The 25,796-nt window shown below is 61.2% G+C and carries 21 protein-coding genes; 2 read left to right on the top strand and 19 right to left on the bottom strand.

Annotated elements, in window-relative coordinates; all coding sequences use genetic code 11:
• The first annotated feature begins 55 nt into the window (after positions 1–55).
• Positions 56–607 (top strand): lipid IV(A) palmitoyltransferase PagP, encoded by a 552-nt coding sequence (gene pagP / locus ACYVI2_RS22355; protein ID WP_415820041.1) that lies wholly within the window; start codon positions 56–58, stop codon positions 605–607.
• A gap of 4 nt (positions 608–611) precedes the next feature.
• On the opposite strand, the gene ACYVI2_RS22360 is transcribed toward pagP, so the two are convergent.
• From ACYVI2_RS22360 to ACYVI2_RS22375, 4 genes are all read right to left on the bottom strand, one after another.
• Complete coding sequence (locus ACYVI2_RS22360; protein ID WP_415820107.1) at positions 612–1,877, bottom strand: D-amino acid dehydrogenase; 1,266 nt, start codon at positions 1,875–1,877, stop codon at positions 612–614.
• A gap of 33 nt (positions 1,878–1,910) precedes the next feature.
• Positions 1,911–2,627, bottom strand: a complete 717-nt coding sequence (locus tag ACYVI2_RS22365) for a VOC family protein (RefSeq protein ID WP_415820040.1) — start codon at positions 2,625–2,627, stop codon at positions 1,911–1,913.
• Positions 2,628–2,733: 106 nt separating this feature from the next.
• A complete protein-coding gene (gene secA / locus ACYVI2_RS22370) occupies positions 2,734–5,484 on the bottom strand; it encodes a preprotein translocase subunit SecA (RefSeq protein ID WP_415820039.1) in 2,751 nt (916 codons plus the stop codon).
• Positions 5,485–5,731: 247 nt separating this feature from the next.
• Positions 5,732–6,778: a M23 family metallopeptidase gene (locus tag ACYVI2_RS22375; protein WP_415820106.1), complete on the bottom strand. Its 1,047-nt coding sequence runs from the start codon at positions 6,776–6,778 to the stop codon at positions 5,732–5,734.
• 43 nt (positions 6,779–6,821) lie between these two features.
• Here ACYVI2_RS22375 and ACYVI2_RS22380 point away from each other — a divergent pair, with 43 nt between their 5' ends.
• Positions 6,822–7,310, top strand: a complete 489-nt coding sequence (locus tag ACYVI2_RS22380; protein WP_415820038.1) for a DciA family protein — start codon at positions 6,822–6,824, stop codon at positions 7,308–7,310.
• A gap of 53 nt (positions 7,311–7,363) precedes the next feature.
• On the opposite strand, the gene lpxC is transcribed toward ACYVI2_RS22380, so the two are convergent.
• From lpxC to mraZ, 15 genes are all read right to left on the bottom strand, one after another.
• On the bottom strand, positions 7,364–8,287 hold the full coding sequence (lpxC, locus tag ACYVI2_RS22385; protein WP_094837321.1) for a UDP-3-O-acyl-N-acetylglucosamine deacetylase: 924 nt from the start codon (positions 8,285–8,287) through the stop codon (positions 7,364–7,366).
• Between the two features lie 270 nt (positions 8,288–8,557).
• Positions 8,558–9,742, bottom strand: a complete 1,185-nt coding sequence (gene ftsZ, locus ACYVI2_RS22390; RefSeq protein ID WP_415820037.1) for a cell division protein FtsZ — start codon at positions 9,740–9,742, stop codon at positions 8,558–8,560.
• A gap of 189 nt (positions 9,743–9,931) precedes the next feature.
• Positions 9,932–11,158: a cell division protein FtsA gene (ftsA, locus tag ACYVI2_RS22395; protein WP_094819929.1), complete on the bottom strand. Its 1,227-nt coding sequence runs from the start codon at positions 11,156–11,158 to the stop codon at positions 9,932–9,934.
• A 4-nt stretch (positions 11,159–11,162) separates the two neighbouring features.
• Complete coding sequence (locus ACYVI2_RS22400) at positions 11,163–11,987, bottom strand: cell division protein FtsQ/DivIB (protein ID WP_415820036.1); 825 nt, start codon at positions 11,985–11,987, stop codon at positions 11,163–11,165.
• Between the two features lie 18 nt (positions 11,988–12,005).
• Entirely contained in the window at positions 12,006–12,983 is a 978-nt protein-coding gene (locus tag ACYVI2_RS22405; RefSeq protein WP_415820035.1) for a D-alanine--D-alanine ligase, read from the bottom strand.
• On the bottom strand, positions 12,980–14,386 hold the full coding sequence (gene murC / locus ACYVI2_RS22410; protein ID WP_415820034.1) for a UDP-N-acetylmuramate--L-alanine ligase: 1,407 nt from the start codon (positions 14,384–14,386) through the stop codon (positions 12,980–12,982). Before murC ends, ACYVI2_RS22405 begins: the two co-directional genes overlap by 4 nt.
• Complete coding sequence (gene murG, locus ACYVI2_RS22415; RefSeq protein ID WP_415820033.1) at positions 14,383–15,456, bottom strand: undecaprenyldiphospho-muramoylpentapeptide beta-N-acetylglucosaminyltransferase; 1,074 nt, start codon at positions 15,454–15,456, stop codon at positions 14,383–14,385. The genes murC and murG overlap by 4 nt, the downstream gene beginning before the upstream one ends.
• Positions 15,453–16,646, bottom strand: a complete 1,194-nt coding sequence (gene ftsW / locus ACYVI2_RS22420; protein ID WP_415820032.1) for a putative lipid II flippase FtsW — start codon at positions 16,644–16,646, stop codon at positions 15,453–15,455. Before ftsW ends, murG begins: the two co-directional genes overlap by 4 nt.
• A gap of 1 nt (position 16,647) precedes the next feature.
• Positions 16,648–18,183: a Mur ligase family protein gene (gene murD / locus ACYVI2_RS22425; RefSeq protein WP_460490357.1), complete on the bottom strand. Its 1,536-nt coding sequence runs from the start codon at positions 18,181–18,183 to the stop codon at positions 16,648–16,650.
• The gene (gene mraY / locus ACYVI2_RS22430; RefSeq protein ID WP_094819922.1) at positions 18,180–19,349 is read right to left on the bottom strand and encodes a phospho-N-acetylmuramoyl-pentapeptide-transferase; all 1,170 of its coding nucleotides are present in this window, start codon (positions 19,347–19,349) and stop codon (positions 18,180–18,182) included. The genes murD and mraY overlap by 4 nt, the downstream gene beginning before the upstream one ends.
• Positions 19,339–22,170, bottom strand: coding sequence for a bifunctional UDP-N-acetylmuramoyl-L-alanyl-D-glutamate--2,6-diaminopimelate ligase MurE/UDP-N-acetylmuramoyl-tripeptide--D-alanyl-D-alanine ligase MurF (gene murF, locus ACYVI2_RS22435; RefSeq protein WP_415820030.1), 2,832 nt, complete (start codon positions 22,168–22,170; stop codon positions 19,339–19,341). Before murF ends, mraY begins: the two co-directional genes overlap by 11 nt.
• Positions 22,167–23,897: a peptidoglycan D,D-transpeptidase FtsI family protein gene (locus ACYVI2_RS22440; protein WP_415820029.1), complete on the bottom strand. Its 1,731-nt coding sequence runs from the start codon at positions 23,895–23,897 to the stop codon at positions 22,167–22,169. Before ACYVI2_RS22440 ends, murF begins: the two co-directional genes overlap by 4 nt.
• Positions 23,894–24,190: a cell division protein FtsL gene (gene ftsL, locus ACYVI2_RS22445; RefSeq protein ID WP_094837318.1), complete on the bottom strand. Its 297-nt coding sequence runs from the start codon at positions 24,188–24,190 to the stop codon at positions 23,894–23,896. The genes ACYVI2_RS22440 and ftsL overlap by 4 nt, the downstream gene beginning before the upstream one ends.
• Positions 24,190–25,290, bottom strand: coding sequence for a 16S rRNA (cytosine(1402)-N(4))-methyltransferase RsmH (gene rsmH, locus ACYVI2_RS22450; protein ID WP_415820028.1), 1,101 nt, complete (start codon positions 25,288–25,290; stop codon positions 24,190–24,192). The genes ftsL and rsmH overlap by 1 nt, the downstream gene beginning before the upstream one ends.
• An 8-nt stretch (positions 25,291–25,298) precedes the next feature.
• Positions 25,299–25,727: a division/cell wall cluster transcriptional repressor MraZ gene (gene mraZ / locus ACYVI2_RS22455; protein ID WP_415805637.1), complete on the bottom strand. Its 429-nt coding sequence runs from the start codon at positions 25,725–25,727 to the stop codon at positions 25,299–25,301.
• Positions 25,728–25,796 lie beyond the last annotated feature (69 nt).

A 25,796-nucleotide genomic window follows, 5' to 3' on the forward strand; every position in this document is an offset into this window, starting at 1 on the left:
GTGAGATGTGCGGTATTCGGTTCGACCTGCCGTCTCACCTTGCTACGGAGTCCCTATGACCAAGAAACTCCGGGCAGTGTTGTTCTGCCTGCTTTGTTCGCCTGCTTTTTCGGTATTTGCCTGTGACAGCCTGCCGTCATGGGCTCAGTCCGCCTGCCAACGTATCGACCAGATCTGGACCGAAGGCGGCAATGAGCTCTATCTGACAGGTTATTCCTGGCACAACCGCGCCACGTACAGCAAAAAGAAAATCGATAGCTTCAATGAACTCGCCTGGGGCGGCGGGTTGGGCAAAAGCCTGTATGACGAAGATGGCGACTGGCACGCGCTCTACGCCATGGCGTTTCTGGATTCGCACAGCAAAATCGAGCCGATGGCCGGCTACGGATTCCAGAAAATAGGCAGGGCCGGCGAGAACTGGCGTTTTGGCGCCGGCTACACCGTATTCCTGACTTCGCGCTCGGATATTTTCAATCGGATTCCGTTCCCGGGGATTCTGCCCCTGGTCTCTGCGGGATATCGCAATGCCACGCTCTACGCCACCTATATTCCCGGGGGCAGCGGCAATGGCAACGTGCTGTTCATGTTCGGTAGCTGGGCGTTCTAGGGGCTCAGGCGTATCGGTCCGCCGTCAAGCCATCCAGGTCGACCTCCGGTTGCCGCCCCGACACGATATCGGCCACGATTTTTCCGGTACCGCACGCCTGCGTCCAGCCATTCGAGCCGTGACCGCAGTTCAAGTACAGATTCGCGTAGCGTGTCTTGCCCAGGATCGCCGGACCATCCGGGGTCATGGGACGCAAGCCCGCCCAGGCCTGGGCATCGTCGAGGCTCACGCCCTCGGGAAACCATTCACGCACGACGCCCTTTAAAAAAGCGACGCGGCCTGGATCAACGGCTAATCCGTAGCCCTTGAGTTCCGCCATCCCCGCAGCCCGCACGCGATCACCCAGACGCGAAATCATGACCTTGTTGTATTCGTCCATCAGCGCCGCGCGAGGAGCACGATCCGGATCATCGATACGCGCCGTAATGGAATATCCCTTCAGGGGATAAATCGGCAAAGACAGACCCAAAGGACGCAGCAAAAACGGCGTTTGCGGTCCCAGGGCAATCACATAGGCGTCTGCGCTGAATAGCTCGGCCTGGCCCTCGATCCGTACGCCCTGAATGCGGTCAGCAGCCTTGACCAGTGCCGCGACGGGCGTGTCGTAGCGAAACACCACACCTTGCTGCGCCAAATACGCAGCCAACCCCGTAGCAAACTTGTGGCTATCACCCGAGCCGTCACGAGGCAGATACAAGGCCCCCGCAATCGGCGCGCGAGATCCGGCCAAGGCAGGCTCCAGGGCTCTGGCCTCGTCACCGTCCAGCAAACGCCACGGCACCTCATATTCGTCCAATGCCTGTGTGATGCCTTTGACGACTTTCAGATCGGATTGACTGCGAAAAACTTGCAGCGTGCCGTCCCGGTGATAATCAAATTCGACTGGCAGCCCCGCACCGGCCAGATCCTGCAGGCATGCGTTGCTATAGTGCGCTACACGCTGCATCCGCAGTTTATTCGCGCGAAAACGTTCTGCATTGCAATTGCCCATCCAACGCGCCAGCCAAGCCAGTTTGCGCGGATTCGGCGTAAAGGAGAAACGAATCGGAGCTTCTTTCTGCAAGGCCATTTTCAAGACCTTGCCTATCATGCCGGGTGCGGCCCAAGGGCCCGCAAAACTGGGGCATAGCCCGCCGGCATTGCCAAAGCTGGTCTCGCGTGCCGCGCCGCTTTGGCGATCCAGCACCACGACTTGATGGCCATCACGCCACAGATAATAGGCAGCGGCCACCCCGGCGACGCCTGCCCCCAGCACTGCGACCTTCATCAGGGTCTCCGAAAACTCGCCGCTCAGATTCAGCGCTCAAACGCCGACGTTCAACTCGCGCACGCCGTCTTTATACTCCAGCACCAACCGTCCCAATCGGGGGATCAATGCTGTGTCGTCATGCACGACATTCAGCCGCAGATTGCCCAACACCACATCCCAGCCAGTGTCGACCTCTTCGACTCGGGCATCGGCGATGATCCCCAGGCGCCAGGCCACCGCCTGCTCCTCAGCGGCTCGCACCTCGATTTGATGGATACGCAATGCCCCATTGGGATGCGCCATGAGCGTCGGCATCCATACGCATTCGGGGGTGAGATGCTGGCAAAAATACATCCGAATCCCGGGTAACGGCTGCTCGGCAAACCGCACCGTGCGAAAGCTCGCCTGCATCTCGCGGCCATCTACCACCGCTGGACGGGTCAGCGCTTGCACAGGATTGACGGCAAAGCCCTCGTCACGTAAACGCGCATAGGTCGCGTCCGCATCGAAAGACCGAAACACCAACGCCTCTAAGCCGAACGGAGAATCAGCGATTTCCTTGCGTGCTGGCGGTGCCCCCGGTGGCCAACCCAATAGCTCGACATAGGTGCCTTGCAACGGAATCAGGCGATTGCACGATCCCAGGTTATGGACCGATTTATCGCTCACCAGGAAGCCCTGTTCCTCGAAATGCGGCGCCAGCTCATCGAGCCGATCACGCACCATGATCACTGCATGATCGAATTCAGTCTCGTCAGAGGGATGCAGCATGACTATGCCCGCCTTAAAAAAACACTGGGGATGGCAATTTACCATCCCCAGTGTTTAGCTCACCAGTGCACGATGCCTCATCGAGAGGCAGTGGCCGGAAAAGACATCAAGCCAGCTTGCCGTGGCACTGTTTGTACTTTTTGCCGCTACCGCACGGGCATGGATCGTTGCGTCCGACCTTGGGCAAGACATTGCGTGCCGGCTGCTGAGCCGATTGCTCGTTCTGCGTGGCCTCGTCGGCATTCGCCAAGGCCTCATCGTAATCAGAATGGTGATACTGCACATTCTGCACGTGCGACTGATTGGTCTCGGCCTCGGCCTGCTCGACCTGCTCGGGTGACTGCACCCGCACCGTCAACAGCACGCGGACGACATCGTCACGAATGCGATCGAGCATCCCCGAGAATAGCTCGAACGCCTCGCGCTTGTATTCCTGCTTGGGATTCTTTTGCGCATAGCCGCGCAAATGGATCCCCTGGCGCAAGTGATCCAACGACGACAAATGCTCGCGCCAATGCGTATCGATCGCCTGCAACATGATCGAACGCTCGAACTGCGCCCAAGGCTCGTCACCGACCAGAGCGATCTTGCCGGAATAGACCTCTCGCACCGCATCGTTCACGCGGGCCAGAATATCGTCATCGGTCAGGCTGGACTCTTTCTCCAGCATCTCGGTCAAGGGCAAGACGATCTGCCAATCTGCAGCCAGGGCCTTTTCCAGTGCTGCCACGTCCCACTGCTCTTCGACAGAGTCAGCAGGGATATGCTGGCGAACCAGATCGGTCACAGCGGCTTCGGCGAGATTTTCCACGGATGTCCGGATCGACGAGGCCTCAAGCACGTCGTTACGCTGCGCGTACAAGACCTTGCGCTGATCGTTGGAGACGTCGTCGTATTCGAGCAGTTGCTTGCGAATATCGAAGTTGCGGCCCTCGACCTTGCGTTGCGCAGTCTCGATGGAACGCGTCACCATGCCTGCCTCGATGGGCTCGCCCTCGGGAAGCTTCAGGCGTTCCATGATGGCGCGCACGCGGTCGCCCGCGAAAATCCGCATCAGCGGGTCTTCGAGAGACAGATAGAAACGCGACGAGCCCGGATCGCCCTGACGGCCCGCACGGCCGCGCAACTGATTGTCGATACGGCGCGATTCGTGGCGCTCGGTACCAATGATGCGCAGACCGCCCGCAGCCTTTACCTGCTCGTTGGCGGGTTTCCAATCGGCACGAACTTTTTCGATACGGGTTTCTTTGTCGGCATCGGACAGCGACTCATCCGCACGGATCAGATCGACTTGTTTCTCGATGCTGCCACCCAGCACGATGTCGGTACCCCGGCCGGCCATATTGGTCGCAATCGTGATGTGGCCAGGCTTGCCGGCCTCGGCCACGATCTCGGCTTCGCGGGCATGCTGTTTGGCGTTCAACACCTCGTGCGGCAGCTTGGCTTGCTTGAGCAAGCCGGCCAGCAGTTCGGAGTTTTCGATGCTGGTCGTCCCCACCAGCACGGGCTGGCCACGCTCGTGGCAATCGCGGATGTCGTCCAGGATGGCGTTGAACTTTTCCTGCGCCGTCTTGAAGACCTGGTCGTTTTGATCCTTGCGGATCATCGGCTTGTTGGTCGGGATGATGACCGTTTCCAGACTGTAGATTTCCTGGAATTCGTAGGCCTCGGTATCGGCCGTCCCCGTCATGCCCGAGAGCTTCTCGTACATGCGGAAGTAGTTCTGGAACGTGATCGATGCCAGCGTCTGGTTTTCGTGCTGGATCTTGACGCCTTCTTTGGCCTCAACCGCCTGGTGCAGACCATCGGACCAACGACGGCCCACCATCAGGCGGCCTGTGAATTCGTCAACAATCACCACTTCGCCGTCTTGCACCACATACTGCTGATCGCGGAAGAACAGCGTATTGGCGCGCAATGCGACCATCAAATGGTGCATCAGCGAAATATGGCGCGGATCGTACAGGGACTCGCCCTCGGGCAGGATGCCCTGTTGGCTCAGCAGACGCTCGGCAGTCTCGTGGCCTTTTTCCGAGAGATAGACCTGCTGGGACTTTTCGTCGACCCAGAAATCGCCTTCGGGCTCGGGTTCGTGGGCCTTGGGCTCGGAAGCCATGCGCGTCAACAGCGGCGGCACGGCATTCATCCGAATGTACAACTCGGTATGGTCTTCGGCCTGCCCGGAGATGATCAGCGGAGTGCGGGCCTCGTCAATCAGGATGGAATCCACCTCGTCGACGATCGCGTACGCCAGCGGACGCTGACGGCGATCTTCGACGCGATATTCCATGTTGTCGCGCAGGTAGTCGAAACCGAATTCGTTGTTGGTCCCGTAGGTGATATCTGCGGCGTATGCGGCGATCTTCTCGTCGTTGGGCTGCTGCGGCACCACCACGCCGGTGGTCATCCCCAGGAAACCGTACAGGCGGCCCATCCAGTCCGCATCGCGACGGGCCAGGTAGTCGTTGACCGTCACAACGTGCACGCCCTTGCCCGCGATCGCGTTCAGGTAGACGGGCAGCGTCGCCATGAGGGTCTTGCCTTCGCCAGTACGCATTTCGGCGATCTTGCCGTTATGCAGCGCTATACCGCCCAACATCTGCACATCGAAGTGGCGCATGCCGAATACACGCTTTCCGGACTCGCGGACCACGGCAAAAGCCTCGGGCAACAGATCGTCAAGCGATGTGCCCTGGGCATGCCGGCTGCGGAATTCATCGGTCTTGGCCGCGAGCTCTGCATCGGAGAGCGCGGCAGTCTTGGATTCCAGTGCGTTGATCTGGGTTACCAGCTTGCGATACTGCTTAAGCAACCGGTCGTTGCGGCTGCCTATGAGTTTTTTGAGCAAAGAAACCATGCGTGTCGGTGGCAGCGCCGTCGTTCCCTGTCCCAAAAAAGGCCAGGTACCGCTCGGCGCGGAATGTTACTTGGTTGAGCGGAGCAATCCCGCTGGGAAACGATCGAGTTTAACGCACCTGGGCGGTATCGGTCCCAAGCCGGATAAAACGAGCCGTGTTCACTCGATGCAATGTGCGCTTGTGGCGTTTGCCCACGCCGCACAAGCCGGAAACTGAAGGCGCTGGGACGGAGGAGTTATCCTGCACTCAGCGCGTCACGGACTGAGCCGGCGCCGGTCCTGCCCGCGCTACGGCACTGCCCGTCGCCGTACCGGCTGCCTGCCCGGAAACGGGCAGACCAGATGCCTGGGCCACCACAGGCCGCGTGGCATCCGGGGATTTCAGGAACAGGCGGGGATCCAGCGGCTGCCCTTCCAGACGCACCTCAAAGTGCAAATGCGGCCCCGTAGACTGGCCGGTCGAGCCCACCAAAGCGATTTCCTGGCCGCGGCTGACCAGTTCGCCAGGTTTGACCAGCAACTTCGAAGCATGGGCATAACGGGTGATCATGCCGTCGCCGTGATCCACCTCGACGGTATTCCCATAGCCTGATTGAAAACGCGACTCGAGCACCACACCGCCGGAAGCCGCCAAAATCGGGGTACCCGAGGGCGCAGCGAAATCCAGGCCCTCGTGCATGGCATACCGGTGCGTGACGGGATTGCGGCGCCACCCATACGAGGAGCTGAGAAAGGGATAGTCGCTGACCGGCATGGTCGACGGCAGACGGGCCTGGTCTGCCGAGCGGCGCGTCAGGGCCACATCCAGCATACGCAGATTGTCGGTCTGCTGGAGCAGGCGCGCCTGCAACTCATCCAATTGGCGGCCCAGCGATTCGGCCGACTCTTGCAGAGGCGGCGGCTGACGGTCGGTGAACAGATTATCCATCACTTGCTCGGCCTTGGCAGGCGCGTTCAGGCCCGCGGCCAGCTCAGGATCGGTATAAGCCACTCCGGCGACCTTGGCGACCCGGCGCCCGACGCTGTCGATGCCCACCAGCTTGGCTTGCAATTCGCCGACCTTTGCTGCCAGCAACCCTACGTTTTCACGCAAAAAAGCGGAATCGCGCTCCGGTTGTCCGCCGGGAGAATACGCAGCCCAGTCGACAGAATACGAAGGCGGCGCAATAGGAGTAAGGTAGCGCTGTACGGTGGCGCCAATCAGCGCCGCCGTGGCCAGGAAAGCGGCCAGCACCAGCCACAAACGAGCGCCGCCCAGGACCTGTTGTCCGGGCTGACCCTCGCGGGCGTGCATAATCACGAATTTCAAGGTACGTAAATCCTGTTATTGAGCTGGCATGAACAGACCTGCATCAAACCGTTCTCGTTCTTCTGCCAGCCGGCGGGGAGAAACCCCGCTGGGGTGGCTGGGTCACGATACGCGCGGCGCCGGCGTGCTGGCTACGGCGCGCGTGCACCTGCAAATACAGCATGCTATCGCCGCTGTGTTACCGCCAGCGCTCGGCGCTGTCTGCGTCGTGGCCAAGCTGGAAACCCCTCGGCTGCAACTAGCGGTACCGAGCGCGGCACACGCGGCCAAGCTGCGTCAGCTGGCTCCGCGGATTGCACAAACACTCAATACCCAAGGTTGGAACCTTAACGAAATTGCCGTCAAGGTTCAAGCCGGAATGCCCCGCCCTGGGGCAAAAGCGCCCCGTCCCCCAAAAGAAGCTCAGCCCCTGGGAGAAACAGCGCTCGATGCTTTCGAAACGTTACAAGGGAATCTGCGCCCGGGGCCGCTGGCCGATGCAGTCGCCAAACTGCTGGCGCACCACAAGAACAAATAGAGGCGTTGGGGCAGAAAAACGGCTCGCAGAGCCGCTCACAGCTCAGCGCATAATCAGGCGAGTTTCCACTCGTGGCGGAATGCCTGGGGGGCTGCAGCCTGGGATTCGTAAGTCACCAGTTCCCATGCATCACGCTGCGCCAACAGCGCGCGTGCAAGCTGGTTATTCAGACCGTGGCCGGATTTGCAGGCGACGTAGCGCGCCACCAAGGGCTTGCCCAGCAGGTACAAATCGCCGATCGCGTCGAGAATTTTGTGTTTGACGAACTCGTCGTCATAACGCAGGCCATCGCTGTTCAAGACCCGGTATTCGTCCATCACGATGGCGTTGTCCAGGCTGCCGCCACGGGCCAGGCCCATCGAACGCAGTGCCTCGACCTCGTTGACGAACCCGAAAGTCCGCGCGCGAGCGATTTCGCGGACATAGGAATGCGTGGCAAAGTCGATCTCGGCGAAATTAGCCGTGGAATCGATCGCGGGATGACGGAAATCAATCGAGAACGCCAAGGCGAAGCCCTCGTGCGGCTCCAGGCGCGCCCATTTCAGGCTGCGGCCCTCACCCTCGCGGATTTCGACGGGTTTCTTGACGCGAATGAATTGCTTGGGAGCGTTTTGCTCGACGATGCCAGCCGAGCGCAACAGATACACGAACGTCGCGGCACTGCCGTCCATGATGGGGACTTCTTCGGCAGTGAGATCGACGTGCAGGTTGTCGATGCCCAGGCCCGCCAGCGCGGACATCAGGTGTTCGACGGTAGAAACACGGACGTTGCCTTGTTGCAGCACAGACGCCATGCGGGTATCGCCCACGCCGTCAGCCTGCGCGGGCAGATCCACGACCTGCGGCAGATCGACTCGGTGAAAGACGATACCAGTGTTGGCTTCGGCAGGACGCAGAGTGAGCTCGACCCGACGTCCCGAGTGGACGCCTACGCCTGTTGTGCGGACGAGATTCTGAATACTGCGCTGTCGAAACATAGTTATTTGTGCTAGAGCCTAGCCGGCAAAAATCAATGAAATCACCGGCATAAGATCATATTGTAACCCCGGCAGGCGCCCTGCGCCACGCCTTTGATACATCTGCCGACACATCTGCCCCACTGTACCGAACCCATTACACCTGCTATCGGACGGTATTGAAAGCAAGACAAAACTTTCGAGCGCACACCGCCCGGCGTCCGGCCCGTCAGGGGAAACGGGCCGGCGCTGAGGGAGTCGGGCCAGTTCCCCAGCCCGGTTAACGCAACATCAATCCGCTTGCTTGCGCAGGAATGCCGGGATATCGAAGTGATCCATCCCCGAGCTTTCCAGAGCACGCACCTGGGCCGATGCCTGGGTGCGCGGGTTGCGCATTACCGAGGGCATGTCCAGATTGCGGTAGTCGCCCTGCTGGCCCGTCATCCCGCCCATCACAGGCATGTTGTCGGTACCGGTACGCAGGCCTTCGGCCACGTTTTGCACGAGCTTCGGTGCAGCAATGCTACGGCCCAGGCCGGTGGCAACGACCGTCACGCGCAGGCTGTCAACCATGGACTCATCGTAGGCCGTACCGAAGATCACGGTCGCGTCGTCCGAAGCGTAGCTGCGGATCGTTTCCATGATTTCGCGCGTTTCGCGCATCTTCAGCGTGCGGCTGGCCGTGATGTTGACCAACACGCCACGAGCACCATTCAGGTCCACGCCTTCGAGCAGCGGGCAAGCGATGGCTTGCTCGGCTGCCACGCGGGCACGATCGGCACCGCTGGCGGTCGCCGTACCCATCATGGCCTGGCCTTGTTCGCCCATGATCGTCTTGACGTCTTCGAAGTCAACGTTCACGTTGCCTTCGACGTTGATGATCTCGGCGATACCGGCGCACGCATTGTGCAGAATATCGTCGGCGGACCTGAAGCAATCTTCTTGCGTAGCGTCCTCGTCCATCAGCTCATAGAGGTTCTCATTGAGCACCACGATGAGAGAATGTACGTGCTTGGCCAGCTCGTTGATGCCGTCTTCAGCCATCTTCAGGCGCTTGTTGCCTTCGAAGGTAAAGGGCTTGGTCACGACGCCCACGGTCAGAATGCCCAGCTCTTTGGCGACTTCCGCCACCACCGGACCGGCACCCGTTCCTGTGCCACCACCCATACCGGCAGTGATGAACACCATGTGAGCGCCGTTCAAAGCCGAACGGATTTCTTCGCGTGCGGTTTCTGCCGATGCGCGGCCTTGTTCAGGCTTGGCACCAGCACCCAGGCCGGTACGGCCCAGGCGAATCTGCACCGGCGCGTTGGTTGCGGCCAGCGCTTGGGCGTCGGTGTTAGCGCAGATGAAATCCACGCCGTTGACGCCACTGCGGATCATGTGCGCGACGGCATTGCCGCCTGCACCCCCAACACCCACGACCTTGATAACGGTCCCTTTGGCGTTGTTTTCAAGCATTTCAAAGTTCATCATGATGACTCCCTCACAAGTCTGGATATGCAAATCACAAAAATTCCCCAACAACCTATGCTTTCTTTTGTGAATCGCTTCAAAGCCGACGCCGATCGGATAATCCGCAACGGGTTTGAAGCGTCTCCCCTATTCGGCCTGCGCCGTCTTGCGACGGATCAAGCCAGGAGCAGGCCCCGGTCTGCCCCTTGATCAATTCATGAACCACTCCTTCATACGAGCCAGCAGGCTCTTGAAGTTGCCCGTTTGTGCAGCGACTTTGCGGCCACGCACACGCTGCATGCGCGCTTCTTGCAACAAGCCCATCACGGTCGAGAAACGCGGATTGCGCATCACATCGGACAGGCTGCCTTCGTACTCGGGCGTTGCCACGCGCACGGGCTTGAGGAACACGTCCTCGGCCAGTTCGATCATGCCGGGCATCTGTGCAGAGCCTCCGGTCAACACCACGCCCGAAGCCAGGAGGTCTTCGTAGCCCGACTCCCGCACGACTTGTTGCACCAGCGAAAACAGTTCTTCGACGCGCGGCTCGATCACAGCGCCCAATGCCTGGCGTTTCACTTGGCGCGGGCCGCGATCGCCCAGCCCCGGCACCTCGACCGATTCGTCGGGACGAGCCAGGACTTGCTTGGCCACGCCGTAACGCAGCTTGATTTCTTCGGCATCCGGCGTTGGCGTGCGCAGCATCGCAGCGATGTCGTTCGTAATCTGGTCACCCGCGATCGGCAGCACCGCGGTGTGCCGAATCGCACCACCGGTATAGATCGCCACATCCGTTGTGCCGCCACCGATATCGACCAGCACCACGCCGAGCTCTTTTTCGTCGGCGGTCAGGCAGGCCAGGCTGGAGGCCAGCGGCTGCAGAATCAGGTCTTGTACTTCGAGGCCGCAGCGGCGCACGCACTTGACGATGTTTTGTGCCGCACTGACGGCACCAGTGACGATATGCACGCGGACCTCGAGGCGCAGACCGCTCATGCCGATGGGTTCGCGGATGTCTTCCTGGCCATCGACGATGAACTCCTGGGTCAACACGTGCAGCACTTGTTGATCGGTGGGGATGTTCACCGCTTTGGCCGTCTCGATCACACGTGCGACGTCGGTCGCAGTGACTTCCTTGTCTTTGACTGCCACCATACCGCTCGAATTAAAACTGCGGATGTGGCTGCCCGCGATGCCGGTATAGACGTCGCGGATTTTGCAGTCGGCCATCAGTTCGGCCTCTTCGAGTGCCCGCTGAATGGAGTTGACGGTGGTCTCTATATTGACGACCACGCCTTTGCGCATGCCGCGCGATTCGTGCTGGCCGAGGCCGAGCACTTCAAAACGCCCTTCCGGCAGGATTTCGGCGACCACGGCCACTACTTTGCTAGTGCCGATATCGAGGGCGACGATGAGGTCCTTGATGTCACGGGTCATGGCGTTAACGCTTCTTTGAAGATGTGGATGAAGATTTCGATTTCGGTTGCCCTTCTGGCAGCGGCGCCAGAGCCAGGGCGAACCCATTGGGATAACGCAGGTCGGCCTGTGTCACGCCTCGGCCCTCGAGCCGGCTGATGACTGCCGGCCAGGCTTGCACGAACCGCTGGATACGAGCCGCGAACGGCAGCGCGCCGGGCACGCCATGCGGGTCGGGCGCATCGGCACCCGGATCGCGGCCCAGATCGAGCACCAAACCGTTGGACATCGTGGCCTTCCAGGCATAACGCGGGCTCAAGTCCAGTTCGCGCACGTGTAAATCCAGCGGCGCGAACCAGCGGGCCAATTCGGCGTAACGCTGCACCACCAGCCCCTCTGTGCCCTCGGGCCCGGAGAACTGCGGCAATTCCGTATCGTCGTCGAGCTCGCCCGTATTGGCTGTGAACGCTTCGCCCCAGGTGTTGATCATCTGGTTTTCGTTCCACAGCGCCAGCGGCTGCTCTTCCTCGATCTGCACACGCAAGGTTCCAGGCCAGATGCGCCGGATCGATGCGCGACGTACCCAGGGCACCGATTCGAACACTTCGCGGGCTTCGTCCAGATTCACGGTGAAAAAGTTCCCGTCGAATCGATGGGCTATCACTGCGCGCACGGATTCGGCAGATACGTAGTGCAACTCGGTGTCGGGAGCCGGCTCCAGTTCGAGCGCCGACAACGTAAAGTACGGACGATGCCCGATCCACACTACGCATGCCGCGAGCATGGCCACCACTGCCAGCACGGCTAGCGTGTTGGCAATCAGGTTGGTGGTGCGAGCGTCGTTCCACACAGAAGATTCCGATTCAAATTACGATTGACGGGCGGGGCTGTGCACCTTGCACGAAGCCTCGGACAAAATAGCGACACACAATTCGGCGTAACTCATACCTACTGCCTTGGCAGCCATGGGGACCAGCGAATGGCTGGTCATCCCCGGCGAGGTATTGGCCTCCAGTAACCATGGCTGGTTGTTCGCATCCAGCATGAAATCAATACGCCCCCAGCCGGCGCAACCCAGCGCGCGATAGGCACGCTCGGCGATGTCCTCAACATGACGCGCCACTTCGTCGGGCAAATTGGCGGGGCAAAAATACTGCGTTTCGTCGGAAAAGTATTTGTGCTCGTAGTCGTAGTTGCCGCCTGGCGCCACGATCTCGATCACTGGCAAAGCGTGCGCTGCGCGCCCGGTGCCCAACACGGCCACGGTCAACTCGCGTCCGACGATGAATTGCTCGGCCAGGACCTCGTCATCAAAACGTGCTGCCTGCGCATAGGCCTCTTTCATGTCGGAATAGCCCACGACCTTGGTAATACCGACGGTCGAACCCTCATGCGGCGGCTTCAGGATCAACGGCAAACCGAGACGATCCGGAACGGTGCGCAACTCGGATTGCGCGTCGAGCGACTCAAAGGCCGGTGTGGGCAAGCCATACTGCAACCACACTCGCTTGGTCATGGTCTTGTCCATGGCCAAGCTGGACGCCATGGGGCCGCTGCCCGTATAGGGCAATCCCAGTAATTCCAACGCCCCCTGCAAGGTGCCGTCTTCGCCATAGCGGCCGTGCAAGGCAATGAATACGCGATCAAAGCCCGCTGCTGCCACATCCGCCAGCGAACGTTCGCCCGTGTCGAACAGATGCGCATCGACGCCCGCGCTCTGCAAGGCCTGATGCACGCCTTGACCAGACATGATCGACACATCACGCTCGGCAGATCGGCCTCCATACAGGACGCCAACCTTGCCCAGGGCCTTCACATCGATGAGCTGTTTTGCCGTCTGGCTCATGCCAACTCTCCTACCAAGCCGGGCACTTTGCTGATCGAGCCAGCGCCCATGACCACCACAACGTCACCGTCACGCACAAAGTCCACAATGGCTTGCGGCAATTCGGATACGTCTTCCACAAATAGGGGTTCCACGCGTCCCGCGACACGCAGCGCACGCGACAAGGCACGGCCGTCGGCCGCCACCAGCGGCGGCTCGCCTGCGGCATATACCTCGGTCAGCAATACCGCATCGGCATTGCCCAGCACGCGGACGAAGTCTTCGAAGCAATCGCGTGTACGGGTATAGCGGTGCGGCTGGAAAGCCAAGACGATGCGCCGATCCGGCCAGGCGCCCCGCGCAGCGGCCAATGTGGCGGCCATTTCCACGGGATGATGACCATAATCGTCGATCACCGTGAACGTTCCGCCGCCATGCGCCGCAGGCACCGCGAAATCACCCGTTTGCGTAAAACGGCGGCCCACACCCGTAAACGATGCAAGAGCCTGGCAAATCGCCTGATCGTCCACACCCAATTCGGTCGCGACCGCCACGGCAGCCAGCGCATTGCGCACGTTATGCAGGCCCGGCAGATTCAGTTCCACGTTCAAGGGCGGCAATGACACATCACGATCCTGACGCAGCACGGTAAAGCGCATGCGAGTGCCATCGGCTTGCACATTTTCAGCCCGGACCTGCGCATCGGGGCTCAGCCCGTAAGTCGTAATCGGCCGCGACACGAACGGCATGATCTCGCGTACGTTCGCATCATCCGCGCACAACACGGCGCTGCCATAGAACGGCAGGCGTTGTGTGAATTCGATGAACGCACTTTTCAGACGCGCGACGTCGTGACCATAGGTGTCCATATGATCGGCATCGATATTGGTCACGATCGCCATGACCGGCAACAGATTGAGGAACGAGGCGTCAGATTCGTCGGCCTCGACCACGATGTACTCGCCTTGTCCTAACCGGGCGTTGGCGCCCGCCGAGTTCAAGCGGCCACCAATCACAAACGTCGGATCCAGGTCGCCGGCGGCCAATATGCTGGCAACCAGGCTCGTCGTGGTCGTCTTGCCATGCGTGCCCGCCACAGCAATCCCGCGCTTCAAGCGCATCAGTTCAGCCAGCATGATGGCGCGCGGCACCACCGGAATCCCTGCGGCGCGTGCCGCGATAACCTCGGGGTTGTCTCCGGCGACTGCCGTCGACGTCACGATCGCATCGGCACCGGCAACATTAGAGGCCGTATGGCCGAGGGCGACCGCCGCCCCCAACGAAGCAAGACGGCGAGTGACCGCCGACTCGCTCAAATCAGAGCCGCTGATGGTATAGCCGAGGTTCAGCAGCACCTCGGCGATGCCGCTCATGCCCGAACCGCCGATACCGACGAAATGAATATGCTGGATTCTGTGTTTCATGTTGCGCGCCTCGCTGCTTGTTCGCAGACATCGGCGATATCTGCCGCAGCTTGTGGACGCGCATGATGACGCGCCCGTTCCGCCACGGACTGGAGTTCAGGACGCGTGCGCTGGCGTAACCACTCAGCCAGCCACTCAGGCGTCAGTTCGGGTTGCGAGCACAGCCAGGCGGCCTGCACATCGCTCAAAAAGCGGGCATTGGCAGTCTGGTGATCATCGATGGCATGCGGAAACGGCACAAACAACGCCGCCACACCGGCGGCCGCGACCTCGGCCACCGTCATCGCGCCCGCGCGGCAAATCAACACGTCAGCCTGGCTCATCGCCGCTGACATGTCGTCAATAAAATCGCGGCAATCCGCTTGCACACCCGCTTGGGCGTAACCGTCACGCAATGCTTGCAGATGTTGTTCGCCGGCTTGGTGCGTGACCTCCGGACGGGATTGCGGCTCGATCAGGGCCAGCGCGCGCGGCAACACGGTGTTCAGCGCTTGTGCCCCGAGACTGCCTCCCACGACCAGAACTCGCAACGGCCCGGTACGCTCGCCATAACGCGCAGCAGGCTCAGGCAGTGCGCACAGATCTTGGCGCACTGGATTCCCGAGGACTTCCCCACGCGGCAGTACATTCGGAAAACCGCTCAACACCCGGCGGGCACGCTTGGCCAGCCATCGATTGGCGGTACCGGCTACCGCATTTTGCTCATGCACCACCAAAGGCATGCCACGCAACGACGCCATCATGCCGCCAGGAAAGGCGACATACCCGCCCATGCCCAGCACCACATCGGGACGGACCTGCGACAAACGCTGCCAGGCTTGCATGCAAGCGCGCGCCAACAGGAACGGCAACTTGAGCAGTGCCATGAGGCCACGCCCGCGCACGCCCTGAAAGCGCATCGGCACCAGATCAAATCCACGGGAAGGCACCAGGCGGCCTTCCATTTTGTCAGGATTACCCAGCCACAGCACGCGCCAACCGCGCTCGCGCAGAATCTGCGCGACGGCCAAACCGGGCATGATGTGTCCGCCCGTGCCACCTGCCATGATCAGGATAGTGGGCGCCGTCATACACGCCCCCCTCGCATCATGATGCGATTTTCAATATCGACCCGCAGCAAAATGGCCAGCGCAATCAGATTCATCACAATGCCCGAGCCGCCATAGCTCATCAACGGCAGTGTCAGCCCCTTGGTCGGCAACAGCCCCAGGCAGACGCCCATATTGATGAATGCCTGTACACCGATCCAGATGGCGACACCCTGCGCGACCAAGCCGGCAAAAGTACGCTCCATGGCGATGGCCTGCCGGCCAATATCAAAACCGCGCTGAATAATGACGACAAACAGGAACAACACCAGCAACACGCCGGCGAAACCCAGCTCTTCGCCCACGACGGCCATCAAGAAGTCGGTATGCGCCTCCGGCAGGTAATGCAATTTCTCTACGCTGGCACCCAGGCCGACACCAAACCATTCGCCACGGCCCAATGCGATCAGCGAGTGTGACAACTGATAGGCGCTGCCGTACGCATTGGCATCGTCCCAGGGATCCAGATAGGCAAACAAACGCGCGCGCCGCCACGGCGACAACCAGATCAACAGGAGAAAAGTCCCGACCATCACGCCCGTGAGGCAGCTGAAGTATTTACCGTTGATGCCCCCGACAAACAGGATGCCGATCGCGATCGCTACGATCACGATGAACGCCCCCAGATCGGGCTCCAGCAACAACAGCATGCCCACTGCACCTAAGGCAAACGCCATAGGCAAAAAGCCCCGCACGAAAGACTGCATGTATTCCTGCTTGCGCACGGTGTAATCGGCGGCGTAGAGCAAGGCGCACAGCTTCATCATTTCCGACGGTTGAAAATTCAACGGGCCTAGCGGAATCCAGCGATGCGCGCCGTTGACTTCACGGCCGATACCCGGAATCAGCACGGCGAGCAGCAAGGCCAACGCGACCATGAATCCCGGCACCGCCATGCGCTGCCAGAATCGGATGGGCATCGACAACGCGACAGCGCCTGCGATCAGGCCGGCCGCGAGGAACAAACCATGGCGGATCACAAAATAGAACCGCCCATATGAGGCATAGCGAGGCCCGTCGGCCAAGGCGATCGACGCCGAATAGACCATCAACAGGCCGAGCAACAGCAGCGTCACGGACGCCAGCACCAGCGGCGCATCGTAATTGCGCATGCGCGTGCGTCCCGGGCGGACGGCGTTCAGGCTGGTCGTGAGCTCGGCGAATAGACTCATCTCACACCTCTCCGTGATCGCGCGCGAGGTCTTCGACCTCTTCGGCGAACACCGCACCGCGATGCGGGTAGTTGCGGAACATGTCCATACTGGCGCAAGCCGGAGACAACAGCACGGCATCGCCAGGCTCGGCCAGCTCGGCGCTGCGGCGAACTGCCTCACGCATATCTTTTGCTGAGACGCACGGCACACCAGTCTCGGCCAGCACGCGCCCAATCTCGGGGCCGTCAGTGCCGATCAACACCACGGCGCGCGCATAACGCGCCACGACGGGAGACAATGGCGAGAAATCCTGGCCTTTGCCCAATCCGCCCGCAATCAGGACAACGGGCTGGCCCAGTCCTTCCAATGCAGCGACAGTAGCGCCAACATTGGTGCCCTTGCTGTCGTTGATGTAATCCACGCCATTGACCGACCGCACGAACGCCGCACGATGCGGCTCGCCCGTGTATTCACGCAACGCGCGCAACATGGGGCCCCAGCCAATATTCAGCACGCGGGCCAACTGCAAAGCCGCCAACGCGTTCAAACCATTGTGCAGCCCACGGATACGCAACGCGTCCAGCGGCATCAACCGGCTGATGCGCCCGGTCTCCCGCTGCGGAGGCGGCGCGTTTTTCTTGCGCTTGACCGGCGGTGCCGGCTCATCAAAGTCTGTGGATTCGCAGGCCACGAGCCACGCCATGCCTTGGCCCAGCTCCATACCCATATCACCGATCAATTCGGGCATGTCGCGACCGAACGAGCGCACATTCAAATCCGGCAATGCTTGCACCATTGCAGCGACCCGCGGGTCATCACGGTTCACGACGGACACGCGCGCAAGTTTCAGCAACCGGGCTTTGGCTTGGGCATAGGTTTCGATATCGCCGTGCCAATCCAGATGGTCCTGCGTCACATTCAGTACGGTTGCGGCATCGGGTGACAGACTCTGCGTCGTTTCCAGTTGGAAACTGGACAGCTCCAACACCCACACCTGAGGCAGATCGTCCTCGTCGAGCGCTTCCATCAGCGCAGCCAGTGCGGCCGGGCTGATGTTGCCCGCAGCACGCGCGCTGAAGCCGCCGGCCTCAACCAGTTGCCGCGTCATCGCCGTCACTGTGGTCTTGCCATTGGTGCCGGTCACGGCCAACACGTGAGGGCGATAATCCTGAGATGCCGCCAACTCGGCCAACGCCCTGGCAAACAGCTCGATTTCACCGACGACCTCAATACCGCGCTCAGCCGCCAGTTGCAACAACGCCTGCGCAGGCGCTTGATTGGGCGCCAAGCCTGGGCTGAGCACCAGCTGCGACACGTCATCGAGCAGTGCCGGTTCAAAGACATCCCCACAACCCAGACGGTAATCCACGTCCGATCCGGTTTCAGCCAAAGCAGATTTCAACGCGGCCAATCCGCCCGGCTCGGCACGCGTGTCGGCCACTCGCAGCGCCGCCCCTTGGCGGGCGCACCAGCGAGCGGCGGCCACGCCCGTCTCGCCCAATCCGAGGATCAGGACAAGCGGCGACTCCGCGCGGAGGGTGTCAGGACTATTCATCGCAACTTCAGGGTAGAAAGGCCGATCAGCACCAGCATCATGCTGATGATCCAAAACCGTACGACGACCTGGGTTTCCTTCCAGCCGCCGACTTCAAAATGGTGATGCAGCGGCGCCATGCGAAAAATCCGCCGCCCCTGCCCATATTTGCGCTTGGTGTACTTGAACCAGGTCACCTGCATCATCACGGATAGGGTTTCCACCACAAATACGCCGCCCATGATGAACAACACAATTTCCTGACGCACGATCACCGCAATCGTGCCGAGCGCGCCGCCGAGTGCCAGAGCACCCACGTCGCCCATGAAAACCTGCGCCGGATAAGCGTTGAACCACAGGAACGCCAACCCGGCCCCGCCGATCGCTGCACACAACACCATCAACTCGGCCGCCCCCGGGATATAGGGGAACAACAAATATTTGGAGAAGTCGACGCGACCCACCACGTAAGCAAAAATCCCCAGCGCACTGCCGACCATGACTGTGGGCATGATGGCCAGGCCATCCAGGCCATCGGTCAGGTTCACCGCATTGCTCGTGCCCACAATCACGGCCCATGTCAGGACCACGAAGCCCAGCACGCCCAACGGATAGCTGACGGATTTAAAGAACGGCACGATCAAATCGGCCCGCGTCGGCAACGGCATGGTGAAACCGCTGCCCACCCATGCCTTGAACAAAGGCCACAGTTCGGCATTGGCCGGCGCCGACACCGCAAACGCCAGATACACAGCAGCCACCAGACCGATGGTGGCTTGCCAAAAGAATTTTTGCCGGGCCGGCATACCTTCAGGATCGCGATGCACGACTTTTCGGTAGTCGTCCATCCACCCTATCCAGCCGAATCCGAATGTCACCAGCAACACGACCCAGACGAAACGGTTGGTCCAGTCTGCCCACAACAGTGTGCTGATGGCGATGGAAATCAGGATCAGCGCTCCACCCATCGTGGGCGTGCCGTTCTTGACCAAATGCGACTCCGGACCATAGGCACGTACTGCCTGGCCGATCTTCATCTCGGTCAATTTGCGAATCACGCGGGGTCCGGCCACCAGACCGATCAACAAGGCCGTGGCGCATGCCAGCACGGCGCGCATGGTGATGTATTCCAGCACGCCGATAACGCGCACATCGTCAGACAGCCAACGAGCGATTTCAAGCAGCATGAGAGCCTCCTTGGCGCGCAGCCGTCATATTGTTGTTATTGTCGGTAGACAGCACCTTCACCACCCGCTCCATGCGCATAAAGCGCGAACCTTTCACTAATAAACTCGCCGGACGCATGCTTTGCAGCGCCGCCACAATGGCCTCGACAGACTCGCAAGATACGGCCCCATCGCCAAACGCGGCCGCCGCATCGCGACTGGCCTCTCCCAGCGTATACAGCGCGTCGATACCATGCTCACGGGCATACTCACCCACTTCGCGATGCATCGCCGGGCCGTTATCGCCCACCTCGCCCATATCGCCCAACACCAGGGCGCGCGGACCGGGCAATTGCGCCAACACGTCTACCGCTGCACGTACCGAATCCGGATTCGCGTTATAGGTATCGTCGATCAGGGTCGTCCCGTCGGGCAGGACCTTGCGTTGCATCCGGCCCGCCACGGCGTTGAACGACTCCAGTGCCCGCACGGCTGCGGCTAGCGGCGCACCGGCTGCCAACGTTGCAGCGATAGCAGCCAACGCATTGCGTACGTTATGCAGGCCTGGGACCGGCAGCACCAGATCTGCAGACCCCGCTGGCGTCACGACGTGGCAGCGCGTGCCCTGCTCGGTCGCCGTCAGGTTCTCGGCATAAACATCCAATCCAGGTTGCAGGCCGAACCGCAATACGCGCCGCGCTGCGGCCTGGGCTTCCCACACACCGCAGTGCGCGTCATCTCCCGGGAATACGGCGACGCCATCATCCGGCAGCGCCTCGATAGCCGCGCCGTTTTCTTGCGCCACGGCCTCGACCGAGTGCATGAATTCCTGATGCTCGCGCTGCGCATTCGTGATCAATACGACCGAGGGCGCCGCCATGGCGGCCAATACCGCGATCTCGCCGGGATGGTTCATGCCCAGCTCAAATACCGCAGCACGATGCTGTGCGCGCAGACGCAACAGCGTCAGCGGCACACCAATGTCATTATTAAAGTTGCCCGCTGTCGCCAGACGGCCTGCTTCGCCCAGCCAATCGGCCAGAATCGCAGAGACCATTTCTTTCGTCGTGGTCTTGCCGTTGCTGCCCGCCACCCCGATCACCGGCAGCGCGAATCGCGCACGCCATGCAGCACCGATACGCATCAACGCGACACGGGTGTCTCCCAAGACCAGTTGCGGCAACGATACGTCAGCGACCGGATGCGCCACCACGGCCGCGCAAGCCCCCGCCTGCTGCGCCTGCGACAGGTAGTCGTGACCGTCGAAATTCTCGCCCGCCAGCGCCAGGAACACCTCATCGGCACCCACCTTTCGCGTATCGGTAGACAAGGCTGCCGCATGCGGCAGCAGCAAAGCCAGCTTTGCCCATTCGCGATCGTCGAAAGGCAACTTGACGCCTGCGACTTCCTGGTATGTCTCGTGCCCCTTGCCCGCCAGCAAAATCACATCATTGGGCTCGGACGCCCAGATCGTCTGCATGATCGCGCTCGCGCGATCTGCCTCGACGGTGAGCCGAGCGCCGCGCGGAATACCGGGCAGGATCTGCGCAATGATGGAGGCAGGATCCTCGCCACGCGGATTGTCGCTGGACACCGTGATCTTGTCGGCCAGGTCGGCGGCAATACGCCCCATTTCCGGGCGCTTGCCGGCGTCGCGTTCTCCACCGCATCCGAACAGACACACCAACCGGCCTCCTCGCGCATCCGCGATGGGCCGCAACGCAGTCAAGGCACGCGCCAACGAGTCCGGGGTGTGAGAGTAATCCACCACCACGAGAGGGCCACGGCCTGCAGCAGTCCCCGCATTCAGTGTCAAAGGCTCCACCACCTGCAAACGCCCGTCCACCGGTCGCGTCTCGGACAATGCACGCGCAATCTGCGTCAGCGGCCACCCGAGCTTGGACAACACGCCGGCGACCAACAACAGGTTCGAGACGTTGTGACGCCCTAAAAGCGACGTCACTATCTGCGCTTCACCATCCGGCGACACCAAGGTAAAGACCTGGCCATGCGCCGTCGCCTGCAGGTCTCGGACCTGAAACGCAGCGGGCGTATCCTGCTGGGTATATCCCAATGCCAAGGTATCGGGCAACGATTGCAACAACCGCTCGCCCGCGGCGTCATCGGCGTTGATGATGGCTGCGGCCAGCCCAGGCCAACGGAATAACCGTGCCTTGGCCTGCTCGTAGCTGTCCATCGAGCCGTGGTAGTCCAGGTGATCGCGGGTCAGGTTGGTAAAGCCAGCGATTTCGATACGCACGCCGTCCAACCGCCCCTGCTCAAGGCCGATTGACGACGCTTCGAGCGCGACCGCCTGGGCTCCCGCCTCACGCATCAACGCCAAGATGCGATGCACCGTCAATACGTCCGGCGTCGTCAAGCTGCCGCCCAGCGACTGCCAATCCGGCAGCAACGCACCCAGCGTGCCAATGCTGCCGCAGGGTTTGCCTGCGGCTGTCAACGCCTGCGAAATCCATTGCACGCAGGAGGTCTTGCCGTTGGTGCCGGTAATCGCCACCACGCTCAAGGCCGCCGAAGGCTGCCCATACCACTGGTCGGCGAGTTCGCCGAGCCAGGTGCGCAACGCCGGCACAGCATGTACCCGGGCATCATTCTGAGCGCCAGCCGGCGCGGGTGCTTCGCACAACACCGCCGAAGCGCCTTGCTCCAAAGCCCGTGCAATGTAATCCCGGCCATCCGCCGAGCCGCCCGGGCAGGCCACGAACACATCGCCCGCTGCGATCTCGCGGGAATCCAGACGCAAATCGGCGTCCGCCGCCGCATGCGCGCGCAGCCAGACCAATGCCTGGGCAGCAGCGGACAATTGACGAGCGGCGGTCATCGCGCCTTCTCCTGTACGCCGGCCACAATGGTCGATTCGAACGGCGCATCGGGCTGCACGCCCATCATGCGCAGGCTGCCGCCCACGATCGTGGAGAACACAGGTGCCGCCACCGCGCCACCGTAGTAACCGCCGACCTTGGGTTCGTCAATGGACACGGCCACGACAATCCGCGGATTCGACACCGGGGCGAACCCGACAAACGAACTGCGATAGCGTTGGGTACTGTATTTACCATCCACGATCTTGCGTGCCGTACCGCTCTTGCCGGCGACCCGATAGCCCTGTACCTGGGCAGCTTTGGTGCCCTCGGGGCCTGCCGCTGCCTCGAGCATGCTGCGCACCAGTTGCGCCACCTCGGGGCTATAGACTTTCACGCTGGTCGGATCGCTATCCCGCTTGATCAAGGTGGGCGTCACCATATCGCCATTACGCGCGAAAACCGTATAGGCGCGCGCCACCTGCAACAAGGACACGGACAAACCATACCCATAGGCCATGGTGGCTTTTTCAATCAAACGCCAACGGTCCCAGGGACGCAGACGCCCGGGCGCAGCCCCAGGGAAACCCAGTTGCGGTACACGGCCAAAGCCCAATTCGGTAAAGCGTTCCCACATCTCGCGCGACTGCAGCTTTTCCGAGATCATCGTCATTCCGATATTGCTGGAACGACGCAGCACCCCCGCCACGTTCAGCATGCCATTGCGGCTCACATCATGAATCGTGCTGCCTTGATAGCGGAATGCACCATTGCCCGTGTCGAACTGCGTTTTGGTATTGATACGCCCCAGATCCAGCGCCAAGGCCGCGGTGAAGGGCTTCATGATCGAGCCAGGCTCGAACGTGTCGGTAATGGCCCTGTTACGCAGATTGGGGGTCTGAAAGCTTTCGCGGTCATTCGGGTCGAACGTCGGCAGACTGGCCAGCGCCAGAATCTCGCCCGTACGCACATCCATAATGATGGCGCTGGCCGCAGAGGCCTGGTGCTTTTTCACCGCCTCGCCCAACTCGCGGAACACCAGATATTGCAGGCGGGTGTCGATCGACAGGCTCAGATCGCGCCCATTGACCGGCGCTGTCACCGCCTGGACGTCTTCGATGACGCGGCCCAGCCGGTCTTTGATCACGCGGCGGCTGCCTGGCGTGCCCGACAGCAACTTGTCGAATGTCAGTTCGACGCCTTCCTGCCCCGAGTCCTCAACACTGGTAAAGCCCACCAAGTGGGCTGTGACCTCGCCATCCGGGTAATAGCGCCGCGTCTCGGCTTGCTGGTGAATACCCGGGACTTCGAGTTTTTTGATCTGGTCGGCGATTTCCGTGGGGACTTGCCGTTTGAGATAGACGAAATTGCGGTCCACGTCCGCCAAGCGGCCACGTAGATCGGCAACCGACAGGCCCAGCAGCTTGGCCAGATTGGAAAGCTGCTCGGCTGTCGCGGGCTTTGCATCCTCGGGAATCGCCCAGATGGCGCGCGCCGGCACGCTGGAAGCCAACACCACGCCATTACGGTCGAGAATCTTGCCACGCGTCGCGGCCAGCGTCAGCGTACGCTCGTAGCGGCGCTCACCCTGCTGCTGCAAAAACTCGGTAGACAGGCCTTGCAAATACAGCGCGCGCCCTGCCAACACCACAAAAGCTGCCAGCAACAGCACGAGAACCAGCCGAGCACGCCAGGTAGGCAGTTGCCCACGCAGCATGGGATTGTCGAAGAACGGCACGCGCTTCATTGCACACCTCCGACAGCCGGAGCCGGAATCGGCGCTTGATTCAAATAGATGGTGCGGTCAGGCACGATGGGGATCATCTTCAGATCCTGGCGCGCCGCATGATCGATCCGTGCGTTGCGCGCCAGCTCGGCGCGCTCCAGTTGCAGGCGCCGCCAATCCGTGTCCAACGTATTGGACAGCGTATTGCCGCGCTCTAATTCAATAAAGAGTTGGCGCGATTGATACCGGCTGGTGACCAGCGAGATGGCCGACAGCATCAACAATATAGAAACGATGAGGCTCAAGCGTGCCATTAGCGCGGCCTCCGTTTGGCGCCGCGCCTGGCGGCAGGCGATTCGCCCGGCACACGCATGGCCGGCACAAATGTGGCCGCATCGGCATCCAGGGGTGTGCTGGTACGCTCGGCAACTCGCAACACCGCCGAACGCGACCGGGCATTGCCAGCGATCTCGTCATCGCTGGCAAGCACCCGCCCCAACGAACGCACCAGCGGCTGGGGCAATTCGCTCTCTCGCAACGGCAGACGTGCATGCGCGACAGCAGGCTTGGCTGCCGCCGCGATGCACTGTTTGACCATGCGGTCTTCGAGCGAATGAAAGCTGATCACCGCCAACCTCCCCCCTGGGGCAAGCAGTTCTAGAGCTGACGCGAGGGCGCGCGCGAGCTCTTCGAGTTCCCGATTGATGTAAATCCGTAAAGCCTGAAAGGTGCGAGTGGCCGGGTGCTGGCCTTTTTCGCGCGTCCTGACGGCGCTGGCGACGCACTCGGCAAGCTCGAGCGTGGTGCGCAGCGGCCGTGTTGCGCGGCGAGCAGCAATCGCCTTTGCAACCTGAAAAGCAAACCGTTCTTCGCCATAATCTGCTATGACCTCCCGCATCTCATCCACGCTGGCATCTGCCAGCCAATCCGCAACCGTTGGGCCACGGGTCGTATCCATACGCATGTCGAGCGGGCCTTCGCGCATAAACGAAAAACCTCGTCCGGCATCATCCAATTGAGGTGAAGACACCCCAAGATCCAACATCACGCCATCGATATGCTCGATGCCGAGTCCTGCCAACGCCTCGCGCATGGTGGCAAAACCATCATGCACAACCGTCACTCGCCGATCGCGCGCCGCCAACTCCGTGGCCACCGCAATCGCCTGAGGGTCCTTGTCGAACACCACCAACCGGGCCTCAGGTCCCAGACGGCTCAACAACTCACTGCTATGCCCACCGCGCCCGAAGGTGCCGTCGACAAACACGCCACGCAGTACGCGCGCGTGAGCTTGTGCTTCGGCCTGCGCGTCATCCGCCTGGCCTGACCGTGCCGCGCCCTTGCCGCCAAAATTGGCCTGCAATAACGCATCCACCGTCGGCGCCAGCAGCACGGGCCGATGTTCGAATTCCATACTCGGTTTCAGAACGAAAACTGGTTCAACACGTCCGGCATCCCCTGAGCTAGGTCCTCCGCCTCGCGGCGGGCCAGGGAAGCGGCATCCCAGAGCTCGAAGTGCGCGCCCATACCGAGCAGCATCACATCGCGCGTCATACCGGAAGCGTTGCGCAGTTCAGGCGCGATGAGCACACGACCGGAACCGTCCATCTCGACGTCCTGAGCGTTGCCCAACAACAGCCGCTGCAGTGCGCGCGCCGACATGGGGAACGCAGCGATCTGATCGCGCTTTTTTTCCCACTCTTGCCGCGGATACACCAACAAGCAGCCATCGGGGTGGCGGGTCAGGGTCAGCCGGCCTTCGGCCTGCGCAACGAGCGCGTCACGATGCCGGGTCGGAATCGAGATCCGTCCCTTGGCATCGAGCGTCAGCGCGCTGCTTCCCTGAAACACCACATTCACCCCACTTAATTGCACAAATTCCTACTTTTTCCCACTCTACGGTAATGGACAAAGCGGGTC

It is taken from the genome of Bordetella tumbae, from assembly GCF_054780995.1.

Excerpts from the sequence above, each read along its gene's own strand:
- rsmH (WP_415820028.1), bottom strand. The coding sequence starts at position 25,290 with ATGGAATTCGAACATCGGCCCGTGCTGCTGGCGCCGACGGTGGATGCG.
- ACYVI2_RS22380 (WP_415820038.1), top strand. The coding sequence starts at position 6,822 with ATGAACAGACCTGCATCAAACCGTTCTCGTTCTTCTGCCAGCCGGCGG.
- mraY (WP_094819922.1), bottom strand. The coding sequence starts at position 19,349 with ATGCTGCTTGAAATCGCTCGTTGGCTGTCTGACGATGTGCGCGTTATC.
- ftsA (WP_094819929.1), bottom strand. The coding sequence starts at position 11,158 with ATGACCCGTGACATCAAGGACCTCATCGTCGCCCTCGATATCGGCACT.
- murC (WP_415820034.1), bottom strand. The coding sequence starts at position 14,386 with ATGAAACACAGAATCCAGCATATTCATTTCGTCGGTATCGGCGGTTCG.
- murG (WP_415820033.1), bottom strand. The coding sequence starts at position 15,456 with ATGACGGCGCCCACTATCCTGATCATGGCAGGTGGCACGGGCGGACAC.
- lpxC (WP_094837321.1), bottom strand. The coding sequence starts at position 8,287 with ATGTTTCGACAGCGCAGTATTCAGAATCTCGTCCGCACAACAGGCGTA.
- pagP (WP_415820041.1), top strand. The coding sequence starts at position 56 with ATGACCAAGAAACTCCGGGCAGTGTTGTTCTGCCTGCTTTGTTCGCCT.
- ftsW (WP_415820032.1), bottom strand. The coding sequence starts at position 16,646 with ATGAGTCTATTCGCCGAGCTCACGACCAGCCTGAACGCCGTCCGCCCG.
- ACYVI2_RS22365 (WP_415820040.1), bottom strand. The coding sequence starts at position 2,627 with ATGCTGCATCCCTCTGACGAGACTGAATTCGATCATGCAGTGATCATG.
- ftsL (WP_094837318.1), bottom strand. The coding sequence starts at position 24,190 with ATGGCACGCTTGAGCCTCATCGTTTCTATATTGTTGATGCTGTCGGCC.
- murD (WP_460490357.1), bottom strand. The coding sequence starts at position 18,183 with ATGAATAGTCCTGACACCCTCCGCGCGGAGTCGCCGCTTGTCCTGATC.
- secA (WP_415820039.1), bottom strand. The coding sequence starts at position 5,484 with ATGGTTTCTTTGCTCAAAAAACTCATAGGCAGCCGCAACGACCGGTTG.
- ACYVI2_RS22440 (WP_415820029.1), bottom strand. The coding sequence starts at position 23,897 with ATGAAGCGCGTGCCGTTCTTCGACAATCCCATGCTGCGTGGGCAACTG.
- ACYVI2_RS22405 (WP_415820035.1), bottom strand. The coding sequence starts at position 12,983 with ATGAGCCAGACGGCAAAACAGCTCATCGATGTGAAGGCCCTGGGCAAG.
- ftsZ (WP_415820037.1), bottom strand. The coding sequence starts at position 9,742 with ATGATGAACTTTGAAATGCTTGAAAACAACGCCAAAGGGACCGTTATC.
- ACYVI2_RS22375 (WP_415820106.1), bottom strand. The coding sequence starts at position 6,778 with ATGCACGCCCGCGAGGGTCAGCCCGGACAACAGGTCCTGGGCGGCGCT.
- murF (WP_415820030.1), bottom strand. The coding sequence starts at position 22,170 with ATGACCGCCGCTCGTCAATTGTCCGCTGCTGCCCAGGCATTGGTCTGG.